This window comes from Rhizobium sp. NLR8a, from assembly GCF_019685235.1.
Lineage (GTDB): Bacteria > Pseudomonadota > Alphaproteobacteria > Rhizobiales > Rhizobiaceae > Rhizobium.
In genome coordinates this window covers 34,684-48,044 of record NZ_JABDWI010000019.1, presented here as the reverse complement: position 1 = coordinate 48,044, position 13,361 = coordinate 34,684, and the positions used below count along the sequence as shown (strand labels likewise).

Genomic DNA, 13,361 nt, shown 5'->3' with positions numbered 1-13,361 from the left:
GAAGACAGGTCAGCCTTCGGCGACGCGCGGGACCGGCTTCGCCGGCGGTGCCTGCTCGTCGATGACGATCGGCGGTATCGTCTCGTTGCTCTCGGCGTTGCGGGCCTCGTGGATCCATTCGCGCCAGATGGCGACGATCAGCGCCATTAGCACCGGGCCGATGAACAGGCCGAGAAAGCCCATCGTCTTGACGCCGCCGACAAGGCCGAAAAAGGTCGGCAGGAAGGGCAGCTTGATCGGGCCGCCCACGAGCTTCGGCCGCAGCGTCTTGTCGACGATGAAAAGCTCGACAGTGCCCCAGACGAACAGGCCGACGCCGGCGACATGCGAGCCGCTCGCCAGGAGATAGATGGAAACCAGCGTGAAGGAGAGCGGCGCACCGCCGGGTATCAGGGCCATCACCCCCGTGAGCACGCCGAGCGTTACCGGAGACGGCACGCCGGCGATCCAATAAGCCACACCGAGCACGATGCCTTCGCCGATTGCAATCAGCGTCATGCCCATGACGGTGGAGCTGATCGTTGCCGGAACGACGCGGGAAATGCGTTCCCAGCGGTTCGGCAGGATGCGCTCGCCCAGCATGTCGATCTGCTTGGAGAAGGAGAAGCCGTCGCGATAGACGAAGAACAGCGCGATCAGCATGAAGAGCAGCGTCAGGAGAAGATGGAAAGCGCCGCCGCCGGCTGCCAGCACGGCGCGATAGATGTTGCCGATATTGGCGCCGCTAACCGCCTGGATGACCTCACCCAAGGCGCCGGGACTGCCGATATATTTTGTCCAGATCTCATCGAGATAGGCGCCTGCCCAAGGCAGTGCGACGATCCAGTCCGGCGTCGGGGCGCCGGCGCGGTTGGCGTGGATCGCCCAGGCAACCCAATTGCGCACTTCGCCTGTCGTATAGGTGATCGCAAGCACGATCGGGATGACCAGGAAAGTGACGATCATGATGATGGCGATGGTCGCCGCGACCGTGGTATTGCCGCCGACCCGGGCAAGCAGCTTGCGATAGAGCGGCCAGCTGGCGAAGCCGATGACCAGGGCTGCAAGCACCGGCACGAGGAAGCCGTAGAAGAAATACACGCCGGCGGCGGCGACCAGCACCAGCAGCCAGCGCGCCGCCGAAATGGAGGGAATCAGCGGTGTGCGTGTCGGCGCCGATGACCCCAGCCATCGCGGCTCATGATTGGTTTTCTGACGGTTGAACACACCCACGCGCGCCTCTTCTTATTCTTGTACTCTGGTTATGGGCCATGAACCCGGCGGTTTCAAGGTCCGCGCCGCGAAAGCCGATATAAAGCATCACTGTTCGGCCGTCAGACGCGGCGTCTTTCTGCCGCAGGCGGCTGAGAACCTTGAAGGCGTAGAATTGCGTCTTCTGATGGGTCGAGAAATTATTGTCGGAGCCGAGGATGGGGACGTCGGTACCGTCCTTGGCCTTTCCGAGCGACATCGCCTCGATATTGTCCGGGACGAGACCGATTGCCCTGAGATCGAGAACCTGGCTCTTGCGGGCGGGGACCACACGCTGGGCGCTGTTGGCGAGGGAGGCGATGGCGGATATGTCGGTGGCGTCGACGCCGTTTTCCATGTGCCCCGTGGATATGACGAATTCACCGAGATAGGAGAGCGAAATGCCGGCGGCGCAATCGCCGAAGGGGCAGGCGCTTTCGAAGGTGGCGCCGATGTCGGTGGCGCTGGCGGTGACGGTGCTGGACAGGAGAACGAAAGCGGCGGTCGCAGCAAAATGCTTGGTCATGGCAAAATCCGGCAAAGGTTGAAAACGGCTCGAACCGGCGCAGGCGCCATTCCCGGGGGAGGTCCGCGCGCCGTCCGCTTCATGCGCCGGTTATTTGACGGAGTTGTTACGGTTCTTCGTCAGTTCCGTGAAATCGCAGATGCTAAAATGCGGCGCGCCGGGCGTATCTGTCAGATCGTTCGGCGCGCCTGAGACGTGTTTAAATATCAAGGTTTTCGGCGAAGGCCGCACGCTCCTGGATGAAGCGGAAGCGGGCCTCGGGTTTGGTGCCCATCAGATCGTCGACGGCGCTGCGCGTGCCCTCGAAATCCACCTCGTCGATCAGCACCCGGAGCAAGGTGCGCTTGGCCGGGTCCATGGTGGTTTCCTTGAGCTGGGCGGGCATCATCTCGCCGAGACCTTTGAAGCGGCTGATCTCCACCTTGGCCTTGCCCTTGAATTCCGTCTGCATCAGCTCGGCACGATGATTGTCGTCGCGCGCATAGGCGGACTTCGCCCCTTGGGTGATCTTGTAGAGCGGCGGCACGGCGAGGAAGAGATGGCCGCCACGCACCAGTTCCGGCATTTCCTGGTAGAAGAAGGTGATAAGCAGCGAGGCGATATGGGCGCCGTCGACATCGGCATCGGTCATGACAATGATACGCTCGTAGCGCAGATCTTCCTGCCGGTATTTCGAGCGCGTACCGCAGCCAAGCGCCTGGATGAGATCGGCGAGCTGCTGGTTTGCACCGAACTTCTCGCGGCCGGCGCTGGCGACGTTGAGGATCTTGCCGCGGAGCGGAAGGATCGCCTGGTTGGCGCGGTTGCGCGCCTGCTTGGCCGAACCTCCTGCCGAATCGCCCTCGACGATGAAGAGTTCGGCGCCTTCGGCGGTATTCTGCGAGCAGTCGGCGAGCTTGCCGGGCAGGCGCAGCTTGCGCACCGCCGTCTTGCGATTGACTTCTTTTTCCTTGCGGCGGCGAAGGCGCTCCTCGGCGCGCTCGATCACCCAGTCGAGCAGCTTGGCCGCCTCGTTCGGGTTGTCGGCGAGATAGTGGTCGAAGGGATCGCGCAGCGCGTTCTCGACGATGCGCTGGGCCTCGACGGTCGCAAGCTTGTCCTTGGTCTGGCCGACGAATTCCGGCTCGCGGATGAAGACCGACAGCATGCCGACGGCGGAGATCATCACGTCGTCGGTGGTGATCTGGGCGGCGCGCTTGTTCTGCGTCAGCTCGGCATAGGCCTTCAGCCCCTTGGTCAGCGCGATGCGCAGGCCGGCCTCATGGGTGCCGCCTTCCGGAGTCGGGATGGTATTGCAATAGGAATGCACCTGCGGATCGCCGCCATACCAGGTGATCGCCCATTCCATCGAGCCGTGGCCGCTGGCCTTCTCGGTCTTGCCGGCGAAGATCTCGCGGGTGACGGTGAATTCCTTGCCCATCGTCGCCTGGAGATAGTCTTTCAGGCCGCCGGGGAAGTGGAAGGTGGCCTTGTCGGGCACCTCCGACCCCTCAGGCAGTACGCCAGGCTCGCAGCTCCAGCGAATCTCGACGCCGCCGAACAGATAGGCCTTGGAGCGCGCCATGCGAAAGACGCGAGCGGCCTCGAACTTCATGTGCTCCCCGAAGATCTGGGGATCGGGATGGAAGCGCACGCGGGTGCCGCGGCGATTGTGGACGTCGCCCAGTTCTTCGAGCCCGCCCTGCGGCAGGCCGCGGGAAAAGCGCTGGCGGTAAAGCTTGCGGTTTCGCGCTACCTCGACTTCGAGGAAGTCGGAGAGCGCATTGACCACCGACACGCCGACGCCATGCAGGCCGCCCGAAGTCTCATAGGCCTTGCCGTCGAATTTGCCGCCAGCATGCAGCTTGGTCATGATGACTTCGAGTGTCGACTTGCCGGGGACCTGCGGATGGTTTTCGACCGGAATGCCGCGGCCGTTGTCCGAGACGGTGAGATAGCCCTGCAGGTCGAGATGCACCTCGATGAAATTGGCGTGTCCCGCGACCGCTTCGTCCATCGCGTTGTCGATGACTTCGGCGAAGAGGTGATGCAGCGCCTTTTCGTCGGTGCCGCCGATATACATGCCCGGGCGCATGCGCACCGGCTCGAGGCCTTCCAGGACACGGATCGACGAGGCGCCATAGTCATCCGCGTTTGAGGCGACAGGCGCCGGGCGCGCCGGCGCCGAGGGCACGGTCGTTAAGGGAGCGGCCGCCGGCGGACGTTCGCTCGGCGCGGCGGGCTTCTGCGCCTCCTCGCGTTTTTCGGAAAGGGGCAGTCCGGAAAAAAGGTCGTTGCTGTCGTCCATGGAGCCGTTCAGATCTTTATCCTGTCTCGAGCTGGCATCCGCCGCCGGCCCAAAATCACCGCATTTCACGTCACGTTTGCGAATCAGGCAGATTCTGCCAGAAAGCACCTCTATACGCGACACCGCCTCTTTTGGCGGCCTTTGAGACATGATTTGCGTTGCCGGGCGCGGAATGGCAAGCGGCGGCAGGCTTCAGGAAACCATCCGCATGCGAATGTCCACAAGTCATTGCACTGTTTTCACCGCAATTGCGGCGTTTTTCTTGTCAGCAGCCGTTCTTTCCGCCGGCGGACCGGCACGGGCGGCCGACGTCCTGCCGCCTTTCAAGGACGATTTGTTCTCGACGCAGACTGTGCTGCAGACGAGCGACGGCGGCGCCTCCGAGGTGATCGACTACGACGAGATGCGCGATATCAACGGCCGCGACCAGATTCCGGAGAAGCGGGCGCAGCAGAAATATGTGTCGCTCGGCATCCGCAAGACCCAGGCGGACGAAACCCTCTCGCTCGACGGCATCAGGCTCGATGTCACCAGGGTGGGACCATCTCAGAATGCCGCCTTCACGGTGATTTTCATTCACGGCCGCGATGGCGACCGCCGGCTCGGGGCCAATGATTACAGCTTCGGCGGCAATTTCAACCGGCTGAAGAACCTCGTCGCCGGCAATGGCGGGGTCTATTATTCGCCGACGGTCAGGAGCTTCGACAGCAACGGCGTTGCCGCGATCGAAGGACTGATCCGTTATGCCAGCGCGCAATCGCCCGGCCGGCCGATCGTGCTTTCCTGCGCTTCGATGGGCAGTCAGATTTGCTGGGGCGTTGCGCGTGACGGCGACAGTGTCAAGCGGCTGAAGGGCATGCTTGTTATGAGCGGTGTCACCGATCCCGATTTCACCAGGAGCGCGTTTTACAAGGCGAAACTGCCGCTCTGGTTCGCGCATGGCAGCCGCGATCCGGTCTACGCCGCCGCCGACCAGCAGGCGCTGTTCGAGAGCCTGCAAAAGGCGAAATATCCGACGCATTTCACGTTGTTTCAGACCGGAAACCACGGAACGCCGATCCGGATGATCGACTGGCGGAGGGTTCTGAACTGGGTTCTCGGCCGCTGACGAAGGATTTCGGCAAAAAATATGCGAGATCGCAGAGATTCCCGTTACGTCAGAGGCATGATGCTTTCCTTTGCCGCAAGCTTTTGATAATGCGGCCAGGGATATGAAGTTTGTGGAAGGCCGGCATGACACCTGACGTGCGCCCGCTGGTGGCGGGAAATTGGAAAATGAACGGCACGCGTGCCTCCCTGGATCAGATCAAGGCGATCGCCGAGGGTGTTCGTCCGCCGTTCGCCGAAAAGGTCGAGGCGCTGATCTGCCCGCCGACGACGCTGCTCTACGTGGCAACCGCGCTCTGCACCGACAGCCCGCTTGCGATCGGCGCGCAGGACTGCCACCAGAAGCCGTCCGGCGCGCATACCGGCGACATATCGGCCGAGATGATCGCCGATAGCTTCGGCACCTATGTGATCGTCGGCCATTCCGAACGGCGCACCGACCACGCCGAGACGGACCATCTGGTCCGCGCCAAGGCGGAGGCGGCTTTCGCCTCCGATCTCACTGCGATCATCTGCATCGGCGAGACGGCCGAAGAACGCCGCGCCGGGCAGGAACTTGACGTCATCAAGCGCCAGCTTTCCGCCTCGGTTCCCGATGCCGCAACCGCCGAGAATACAGTCATCGCCTACGAGCCGATCTGGGCGATCGGCACTGGTGTCACGCCGACATCGGGGGATGTTGAGAAGGCGCATGCCTTCATGCGTGCGGAGCTCGTGTCCCGCTTCGGCGACGAAGGCCGCAAGATGCGGCTTCTCTATGGCGGCTCAGTCAAGCCCGCCAATGCCGGGGAACTTCTTGGCATCGCCAATGTTGACGGCGCGCTGATCGGTGGAGCGAGCTTGAAAGCCGCCGACTTCCTCGCCATCTACCGGGCCTATGAGGCGCTGCTCGCCTGACGCGTTGTTCATAGCTCGGTTTATTCCGGCAGAAGGGCTTGGAATAGGCGAGAGCCTCATGTAAAGAGCCGCCAGAATTCTTATTTATGTCCGTCTCCAGACGGGCAGGACTGGACCCATGCAGACAGTATTGATTGTCATCCATCTCATGATCGTGCTCGCCCTCGTCGGCGTCGTGCTCATCCAGCGCTCGGAAGGCGGCGGCCTCGGCATCGGCGGCGGTTCGGGCTTCATGTCGGCCCGCGGGACGGCCAATGCGCTGACTCGCACGACCGCGATCCTTGCGACCTTGTTCTTCCTCACCTCGCTCGGCCTCGGCATACTGACGCGTTACGAGGGTCGTCCGAGCGACATTCTCAACCGCATCCCCGCGACGAGCGGCCAGGGCAACGGCATTCTCGATTCGCTCGGCGGCGGTGCACAGGCCCCGGCGAACCAGCCGGCTGGCAATGGCGTTCCGAGCAGCGGTGCAGCTGCGCCCGCACAGCAGGCTCCGGCAGCACAGGCCCCGGCTGCCACCGCGCCTTCAACAACTGCGCCGGCAGCGACGGCTCCGGCGACAACTGCCCCGGCAGCGCCCGCAACTCCGGCCGCGCCGGCGCCGGCGCAGCCTTCGGGCGTCCCGACGGGACAGTAAACCGATCTTCGACATAAACCGCCGGCAGGCCCTCGGGTCTGCCGGTTTTCTTTTGTTCAGATTCCCGCGCCACCCTCCGAAAATTCCGGAAAAGAATTTTTGGGGCTGGCGGAATCGTTTTTGAAAAGGTATCCGGTGAAGCCCATGGCGCGATACGTATTCATCACTGGCGGCGTGGTTTCCTCCCTCGGAAAAGGAATTGCGGCCGCGGCTCTCGGAGCGTTGCTGCAGGCCCGTGGATATCGGGTCCGGCTTCGCAAGCTCGACCCTTATCTGAACGTGGACCCGGGCACGATGAGCCCGACCCAGCACGGCGAGGTCTTCGTCACCGACGATGGCGCGGAAACCGATCTCGATCTCGGCCATTACGAACGCTTCACGGGGCGTTCGGCGACCAAGACCGACAACATCACCACCGGCCGCATCTACAAGAACATCATCGACAAGGAACGCCGCGGCGACTATCTCGGCGCGACGGTGCAGGTCATCCCGCACGTCACCAACGAGATCAAGGATTTCGTCACCGAGGGCAATCAGGACTACGACTTCGTCATCTGCGAGATCGGCGGCACGGTCGGCGACATCGAGGCAATGCCCTTCATGGAAGCGATCCGCCAGCTCGGCAACGATCTGCCGCGCGGCACCGCCGTCTACGTCCATCTGACGCTGATGCCTTACATTCCGGCGGCCGGCGAGCTCAAGACCAAGCCGACCCAGCATTCGGTGAAGGAGCTGCAGGCGCTTGGGATTCACCCCGATATCCTGCTTGTGCGCGCCGACCGCGAAATACCGGAAGCCGAGCGCCGCAAGCTCTCGCTGTTCTGCAACGTGCGTCCGTCGGCCGTCATCCAGGCGCTTGATGTGGCCAACATCTACGACGTGCCGATGGCCTACCACAAGGAAGGACTCGACGACGAAGTGCTCGCCGCTTTCGGCATCGAGCCGGCGCCGAAGCCGCGTCTCGACCAGTGGGAAGAGGTCTGCAATCGCATCCGTACGCCGGAAGGCGAGGTGACGATCGCGATCGTCGGCAAATATACCGGCCTCAAGGACGCCTATAAGTCGCTGATCGAGGCGCTGCATCACGGCGGCATTGCCAATCGCGTCAAGGTCAAGCTCGAATGGATCGAGTCGGAGGTCTTCGAGAAGGAAGATCCCGCACCCTATCTCGAAAAGGTGCATGGCATCCTGGTGCCCGGCGGCTTCGGCGAGCGCGGCTCAGAGGGCAAGATCCATGCGGCGCGCTTTGCCCGCGAACGAAAAGTGCCTTATTTCGGCATCTGCTTCGGCATGCAGATGGCCGTCATCGAGGCGGCGCGCAATCTTGCCGATGTGCCGGATGCGTCATCGACCGAGTTCGGCCCGGCGAAGGAGCCTGTGGTCGGCCTGATGACGGAATGGGTCAAGGGCAATGAATTGCAAAAGCGCACGGCGGCCGGCGATCTCGGTGGCACCATGCGTCTTGGCGCCTACAAGGCGGCGCTGAAGAAGGGCACGAAGATCTCGGATATCTACGGCTCGACGGATATTTCCGAGCGTCATCGCCACCGTTACGAGGTCAACATCGACTACAAGGACCGGCTCGAGAGCTGCGGCCTCGTCTTCTCCGGCATGTCGCCCGATGGCGTGCTGCCGGAGACGATCGAATATCCCGACCATCCGTGGTTCATCGGCGTGCAGTATCACCCGGAACTGAAGAGCCGGCCGCTCGACCCGCATCCACTGTTTGCGAGCTTCATCGAAGCGGCGACCGAACAGAGCCGTCTCGTCTGACGCATGCGGCGCCAGATCGCGCGGTTATGCGCGATCTGGCTAATCCGCCATTCCAATTTCAGGCAGCGGCCGGCAACGGCCCGATATAGACCGAACGCGGCCGAATCAGCCGGCCGTCGAGCGCCTGTTCGCGGGCATGCGCCAGCCATCCGACCGTACGGCCGATTGCAAAGACACCGGTGAAGGCCTGACGCGGGAAGCCGAGCGCCTCGAGCAGCAGCGCGGTATAGAATTCGACATTGACGTCGAGCGGCCGGTTGGGCTTGCGCGCTTTCAGGATTGCCAATGCGGCGGCTTCCACCGCTTCGGCGAGTTCGCCGCGGGCGCTGTCGATCTGGCCTGACGAGATCAAAGGCTTCAGAGCGCCTTTCAGCGCGTCGGCGCGCGGGTCGCGAACGCGGTAGATGCGGTGGCCGAAGCCCATCAGCCTCTCGCCGCGATCGAGTGCATCCGCAAGCCATGTGCCGGCATTACCAGGCGTTCCTACGGCATCCAGCATATCGAGGACGGGACCAGGCGCACCGCCATGCAGCGGCCCCTTCAGTGCGCTCAACGCCGCCAGAACCGAAGAGGTGAGGCCGGCCTGCGTCGAGGCGACAACCCGCGATGCGAAGGTCGAGGCGTTGAGGCCATGATCTGATATCGTCACGAGATAGGCGTCGAGTGCCGCCGTCTGCTCCCTGGTCGGCAATCGTCCGGTCAGCATGCGCAGGATATCGACCGCTTGCGGCAGCGAGGCGTCGGGCGCGATCGGCTTCTGCCCGCGCTGCAGCCTGAGAATCGCCGGCAGGAAGACTGCCGGTGCTGCCAGAAGGGCGAGGGCGGTGTCGAAATCCTCACCATCCGCCAGCCTGGCGATCAGCGCGCGCATCGCATCGACCGGCGGCAGGGCGATCAAGGCGGCGTCGGCGGCTTTGATATGGGCGAAAACCTTCGTTCGTGCCTGTGCCAGCCAGTCGCGCAAGAGCGCCTCATCGAAGCTTCGCTCCATCAACCCGTCGAGCAGCAGTGCAGCGACGCGCTCATAGGTGCCGTCTGCGACCAGATGATCCAGCGATACGCCGCGGATGATCAGTCGACCCGCTTCGCCATCGACATCCGACAGCTGCGTTTCGGCGGCAATGACATCTTCCAAGCCGTTTTTCATATGGGTTTCTCCTTTACGGCTCGAATGATCCGACCTAGTTTCATTGACGTCAATCTTGACGCAATTGATCAATGTGAGGCCGTGATGTCGTGGCTGACTGCCGAGGAGGCGCTGCAGGCGCTGAAGACCAAACCGCAGACGCTCTACGCCAATGTCAGCCGAGGGCGCATTCGCGCCAAGCCTGATCCCGCCGATCCGCGCCGCAGCCTCTATCACGCTGCCGACGTGCGGCGGCTTGCAGATCGCCATGCCGGCCGCCGCAAGGCCGAAACCGTCGCGGCCGAGACGATCCGCTGGGGCGATCCCGTGCTTTCCTCGGCAATCTCCACCGTTTCGGGCGGACGCCTTTTCTATCGCGGAAAGGATGTGGCCGATCTCGCCGAGACGGCGACGCTGGAGCAGACGGCGGCATTGCTTTGGAACGGAGCGGAAACGCCCGCCTCCGCTACCGCGGCCGCGCATGGCCCTCCATCGCTTCAGGCCGCGTTCCTGGCGCTTGCAGGGCGGGTGACATTGGACCTGCCGTCGCTTGGCCGCTCGCCGGCGGCACTCCGGCGCGAGGCGCACGGGATTCTCGCCACGATCGCAGATGCGCTGGCGCCAGGCGCTTCGGACCGGCCGCTGCATCTCAGGCTTGCGGCAAGCTGGCAGCGGCCGGAGGCCAGCGATTGCCTGCGTCGCGCCCTGGTGCTGCTTGCCGATCATGAACTCAACGCCTCGGCCTTTGCGGCACGAGTCACCGCCTCATCGGGTGCGGCACTGTCGGCCGCCGTGCTTTCCGGCCTGGCGACGCTGACGGGTCCGCTGCATGGCGCCGCCTGGCAGGGCGTCGATGCATTGATCGAGGCGGCTTGCACCCTCGGTCCGGCGCAGGCGATCCGCCGTACCCTTGCCCAGGGTAATCGCTTATCCGCCTTCGGTCACCCGCTCTATCCGGACGGCGATATCAGGGCGCTGGCGCTGCTTTCGCGATTTCCACTGCCGCCTGAGTTCGCCGAGGTCAGGGATAGGGGCGAGGAGATCGTCGGGGAAAAGGTCAATATCGATTTCGCACTTGCCGCGATGGCGGCCGCCTTCGATCTGCCGAGAGAGGCGCCGATCATCATTTTTTCGCTTGCACGCTGCACCGGCTGGCTTGCGCATGCGATGGAGCAGATCGAAAGCGGCGAATTGATCCGGCCACGGGCGCGTTATACCGGACCGGCGCCCCATATGAAGAGCAGCATCTGAGGATGCGCGGTCCGCTTTTTTTCGCCTATGGAAATATCCGAATTCGGCTATCATGCCTCGCATGGAAGAAGACGGTTGGCGGGCGCTTTCGCTGAAGCAGTTCCGCACGGTCACGGGGGCTTTCCATGAATATGACATTTCTCAAGCTGTTTGCCGTTGGGCTCGCTGCCGGCGTCACTCCGCATGACGCGGCACTCGCGCAATCTGCGGGCTGCGCGATCTCGCGCGATGGTGGTGCCCGCCAGACGCTCAGTTGCCCCGGCGGCGTCAAGGTGACGGCGGAGGCCGGTGCGTCTTTCCGGCTCTCCGACCGCAATCGTGACGGCAGTCCCGATTCGGCGTCGCTGCGACGCAAGGCCATCCTCGTCGATGTCGACGGCAGTCAGCACGCCGGTGGTTTCCAGGTGGTGACACCGCAGGCGATCGCTGCCGTGCGCGGCACACAATGGGCTGTCGACGCCGCAGGCGACAAGACCTCGGTCCTCGTCATCAGAGGCAGCGTGGCCGTCCGCCGGCCTGCCGGCGAGCCGGTGGTGCTGTCACCGGGCGAGGGCGTCGATGTCAGCAGCGGAACCGAGCCGCTGGTTGTGCGCCGCTGGCCAGCACCGCGTGTCGCCGCCCTTCTCGCCCGGCTCGGCCAATAAATGCCATGAGTCATCGCCTGCTGACTGTGATCGCGCTGCTGGTCGCCGGTCTTTGGGGCGCGGCGCTCGGCTATCTCAATCTCAATGGCGGGATAGGCCTTCTCGATCGGATGGAGGCCTCGCTTGCCGACATTCGCAGCATCGTCGTCGGAGCGAAGACGCCGCCTCCCGTCGTCTCGATCATCGCGATCGACGACCGTACGGCGGCGGCCCACGGCTATCCCCTGGACCGGGCGACGCTGGCGCGTCTGGTCAATGCAATCAACGCTATGAAGCCGAAAGCTCTGGCGCTCGACATCCTGCTCTTCGATCCGGGACCGGAGGGGGGCGATGCAGCACTGACCGCTGCCCTTGGAGAGGGACCGAGCGTGATTGCGGCGGCGGCCACCTTTGCGCAGAGCCGGCAGCAGGTCACCGACTTGGCGGACGATCCGCTTGCCGCCATCCCCGAGGCAGATCAGCTTCTCTTGCCGCTTCCCCGCTTTGCCAGCGCGGCCGCAGTCGGTGTCGTCAATGTCGCCACCGACCAGACCGGCACGCCGCGTTTCATTCCACTTATCTCGCGCGCCGCAGACCGGCTGGATCCGGCTTTTCCGCTGCGAGCCGCCTCGGTGGCGCTCGGTGTCGACCCAACGATTGAGCGCGATGCGATCATGCTCGGAGTATTGCGCATTCCCACGGATATGGGCCAGCGCCTGCCGGTGACCTTCTATGGCCGGCGCGGCAGCATCGCCACGTCAAGCGCCGCCGATGCGCTCGAAGGCAAGCTGGCGGCGGATGCGGTGACCGGCCGCATCGTCGTCATCGGCTCGACCGTCACCGGCGGCGGCGACGTCTTCCCGACGCCGTTCGATCCCGTCATGCCGGGCGTCGAAGTGATGTCGACCGCGATCACCCATCTCGTCACCAGCGACGGCATGGTGCGGGACCACAGGACCAGGCTGATCGATGCCGGCACCGCCGTCGGGCTGTCGGTCATGCTGGTTTCGCTGACCGCCTGGCGGCGCAGTGCTGCGGGCTACGCCATCATCGTGCTGGCGCTGATCGTCTGGGCGATGCTCAATCTGGCGGCCTTTGCGCATGGCTATTGGCTGAGTGCCGCCCTGCCGATTGCCGCAGCGCTGCCGCCGGCGCTGATCTTCGGCGCAGCCGAGCTCTGGCTCGACCGCGGCCGCGCCCGCCATTTCGCCGAACAGAGCGCGCTACTGCAGCGCATCGAGGCGCCGGGCCTCGGCGAATGGCTGGCGCGCCATCCGAATTTCCTTGCCGCGCCGGTGCGCCAGAACGCGGCCGTCGTCTTCATCGATCTCTCGGGCTTCACCGGTCTCAGCGAAAATGTAGGACCGGTCAAGGTGAGCGAGGTGCTGAGCGGCTTTTTCGAAATCATCGACGAGGAGGCACGCGCTCATGGCGGCGCCATCACCAGCTTCATGGGCGACGGGGCGATGATCCTGTTTGGCCTACCGGAAGCCGCCGACGACGATGCCGCCCGAGCCATCGACTGCGCGGTCAGGCTCTGCGAGCGCACCCGCGCCTGGCTTCGAACGCAGGGGGGCTTTGCCGGGAAGAACATCGGTTTCAAGGTTGGCGCCCATTGCGGGCCGATCGTCGCCTCGCGGCTCGGCTCCGGCGACAGGCAGCAGATCACGGCGGCGGGCGATACGGTGAACGTCGGAAGCCGCCTGATGGAGGTTGCCGCCCGCCATGGCGTGGAGTTGGCGCTCAGCGCCGAAATCGTCGGCGCCGCAGGCCCGGACAGCGTGCTCCTCAAATCAGGCCGGATCGAAGGGCCGCTGGAAACGGAACTGCGCGGCCGGACGAGCCATATCGACGCCTGGCTGTGGCGCAGCCGCGCGCTTTGACAATCGCCGCGGGAGCGGCTA

10 protein-coding genes and 1 pseudogene are annotated in these 13,361 nt (G+C 64.1%); 7 read left to right on the top strand and 4 right to left on the bottom strand.

All coding sequences use genetic code 11. The features are described from left to right. Nucleotides 1-9: 9 nt before the first annotated feature. The 3 genes and pseudogenes from HJC04_RS29555 to parE form a co-directional block, all read right to left on the bottom strand. Nucleotides 10-1,212 (bottom strand): AI-2E family transporter, encoded by a 1,203-nt coding sequence (locus HJC04_RS29555; protein ID WP_210631248.1) that lies wholly within the window; start codon nucleotides 1,210-1,212, stop codon nucleotides 10-12. 118 nt (nucleotides 1,213-1,330) lie between these two features. Further along, nucleotides 1,331-1,756: pseudogene (locus HJC04_RS29550) on the bottom strand (esterase-like activity of phytase family protein); the annotation flags it as partial. A 199-nt stretch (nucleotides 1,757-1,955) separates the two neighbouring features. Next, nucleotides 1,956-4,043 carry a DNA topoisomerase IV subunit B gene (gene parE / locus HJC04_RS29545; RefSeq protein WP_221147713.1) on the bottom strand — a complete coding sequence of 696 codons (2,088 nt, stop codon included), beginning with the start codon at nucleotides 4,041-4,043 and terminating at the stop codon, nucleotides 1,956-1,958. A 208-nt stretch (nucleotides 4,044-4,251) separates the two neighbouring features. Between parE and HJC04_RS29540 the strand changes: the two genes are divergently transcribed. From HJC04_RS29540 to HJC04_RS29525, 4 genes are all read left to right on the top strand, one after another. Continuing rightward, nucleotides 4,252-5,151: an alpha/beta hydrolase gene (locus tag HJC04_RS29540; protein WP_210631251.1), complete on the top strand. Its 900-nt coding sequence runs from the start codon at nucleotides 4,252-4,254 to the stop codon at nucleotides 5,149-5,151. A 125-nt stretch (nucleotides 5,152-5,276) separates the two neighbouring features. Beyond that, a complete protein-coding gene (tpiA, locus tag HJC04_RS29535; RefSeq protein ID WP_221147712.1) occupies nucleotides 5,277-6,047 on the top strand; it encodes a triose-phosphate isomerase in 771 nt (256 codons plus the stop codon). 118 nt (nucleotides 6,048-6,165) lie between these two features. After that, nucleotides 6,166-6,684 carry a preprotein translocase subunit SecG gene (gene secG, locus HJC04_RS29530; protein WP_221147711.1) on the top strand — a complete coding sequence of 173 codons (519 nt, stop codon included), beginning with the start codon at nucleotides 6,166-6,168 and terminating at the stop codon, nucleotides 6,682-6,684. A 144-nt stretch (nucleotides 6,685-6,828) separates the two neighbouring features. Next, on the top strand, nucleotides 6,829-8,457 hold the full coding sequence (locus tag HJC04_RS29525; RefSeq protein WP_064806148.1) for a CTP synthase: 1,629 nt from the start codon (nucleotides 6,829-6,831) through the stop codon (nucleotides 8,455-8,457). A gap of 58 nt (nucleotides 8,458-8,515) precedes the next feature. On the opposite strand, the gene HJC04_RS29520 is transcribed toward HJC04_RS29525, so the two are convergent. After that, on the bottom strand, nucleotides 8,516-9,604 hold the full coding sequence (locus tag HJC04_RS29520) for a citrate synthase/methylcitrate synthase (RefSeq protein WP_221147710.1): 1,089 nt from the start codon (nucleotides 9,602-9,604) through the stop codon (nucleotides 8,516-8,518). Between the two features lie 84 nt (nucleotides 9,605-9,688). Here HJC04_RS29520 and HJC04_RS29515 point away from each other — a divergent pair, with 84 nt between their 5' ends. The 3 genes from HJC04_RS29515 (at nucleotide 9,689) to HJC04_RS29505 (ending at nucleotide 13,340) form a co-directional block, all read left to right on the top strand. Beyond that, nucleotides 9,689-10,834, top strand: a complete 1,146-nt coding sequence (locus tag HJC04_RS29515) for a citrate synthase (RefSeq protein ID WP_210631255.1) — start codon at nucleotides 9,689-9,691, stop codon at nucleotides 10,832-10,834. A gap of 125 nt (nucleotides 10,835-10,959) precedes the next feature. Continuing rightward, nucleotides 10,960-11,478 (top strand): FecR domain-containing protein, encoded by a 519-nt coding sequence (locus HJC04_RS29510; protein WP_210631256.1) that lies wholly within the window; start codon nucleotides 10,960-10,962, stop codon nucleotides 11,476-11,478. A 5-nt stretch (nucleotides 11,479-11,483) separates the two neighbouring features. Beyond that, nucleotides 11,484-13,340, top strand: coding sequence for a CHASE2 domain-containing protein (locus HJC04_RS29505; RefSeq protein ID WP_221147709.1), 1,857 nt, complete (start codon nucleotides 11,484-11,486; stop codon nucleotides 13,338-13,340). The last annotated feature ends 21 nt before the right edge of the window (nucleotides 13,341-13,361 follow it).

Bases quoted from the DNA above. Each gene is read 5' to 3' on its own strand.
- HJC04_RS29520 (WP_221147710.1), bottom strand. From the start codon at position 9,604: ATGAAAAACGGCTTGGAAGATGTCATTGCCGCCGAAACGCAGCTGTCG.
- HJC04_RS29510 (WP_210631256.1), top strand. From the start codon at position 10,960: ATGAATATGACATTTCTCAAGCTGTTTGCCGTTGGGCTCGCTGCCGGC.
- parE (WP_221147713.1), bottom strand. From the start codon at position 4,043: ATGGACGACAGCAACGACCTTTTTTCCGGACTGCCCCTTTCCGAAAAA.
- secG (WP_221147711.1), top strand. From the start codon at position 6,166: ATGCAGACAGTATTGATTGTCATCCATCTCATGATCGTGCTCGCCCTC.
- HJC04_RS29540 (WP_210631251.1), top strand. From the start codon at position 4,252: ATGCGAATGTCCACAAGTCATTGCACTGTTTTCACCGCAATTGCGGCG.
- HJC04_RS29505 (WP_221147709.1), top strand. From the start codon at position 11,484: ATGAGTCATCGCCTGCTGACTGTGATCGCGCTGCTGGTCGCCGGTCTT.
- HJC04_RS29515 (WP_210631255.1), top strand. From the start codon at position 9,689: ATGTCGTGGCTGACTGCCGAGGAGGCGCTGCAGGCGCTGAAGACCAAA.
- HJC04_RS29525 (WP_064806148.1), top strand. From the start codon at position 6,829: ATGGCGCGATACGTATTCATCACTGGCGGCGTGGTTTCCTCCCTCGGA.
- tpiA (WP_221147712.1), top strand. From the start codon at position 5,277: ATGACACCTGACGTGCGCCCGCTGGTGGCGGGAAATTGGAAAATGAAC.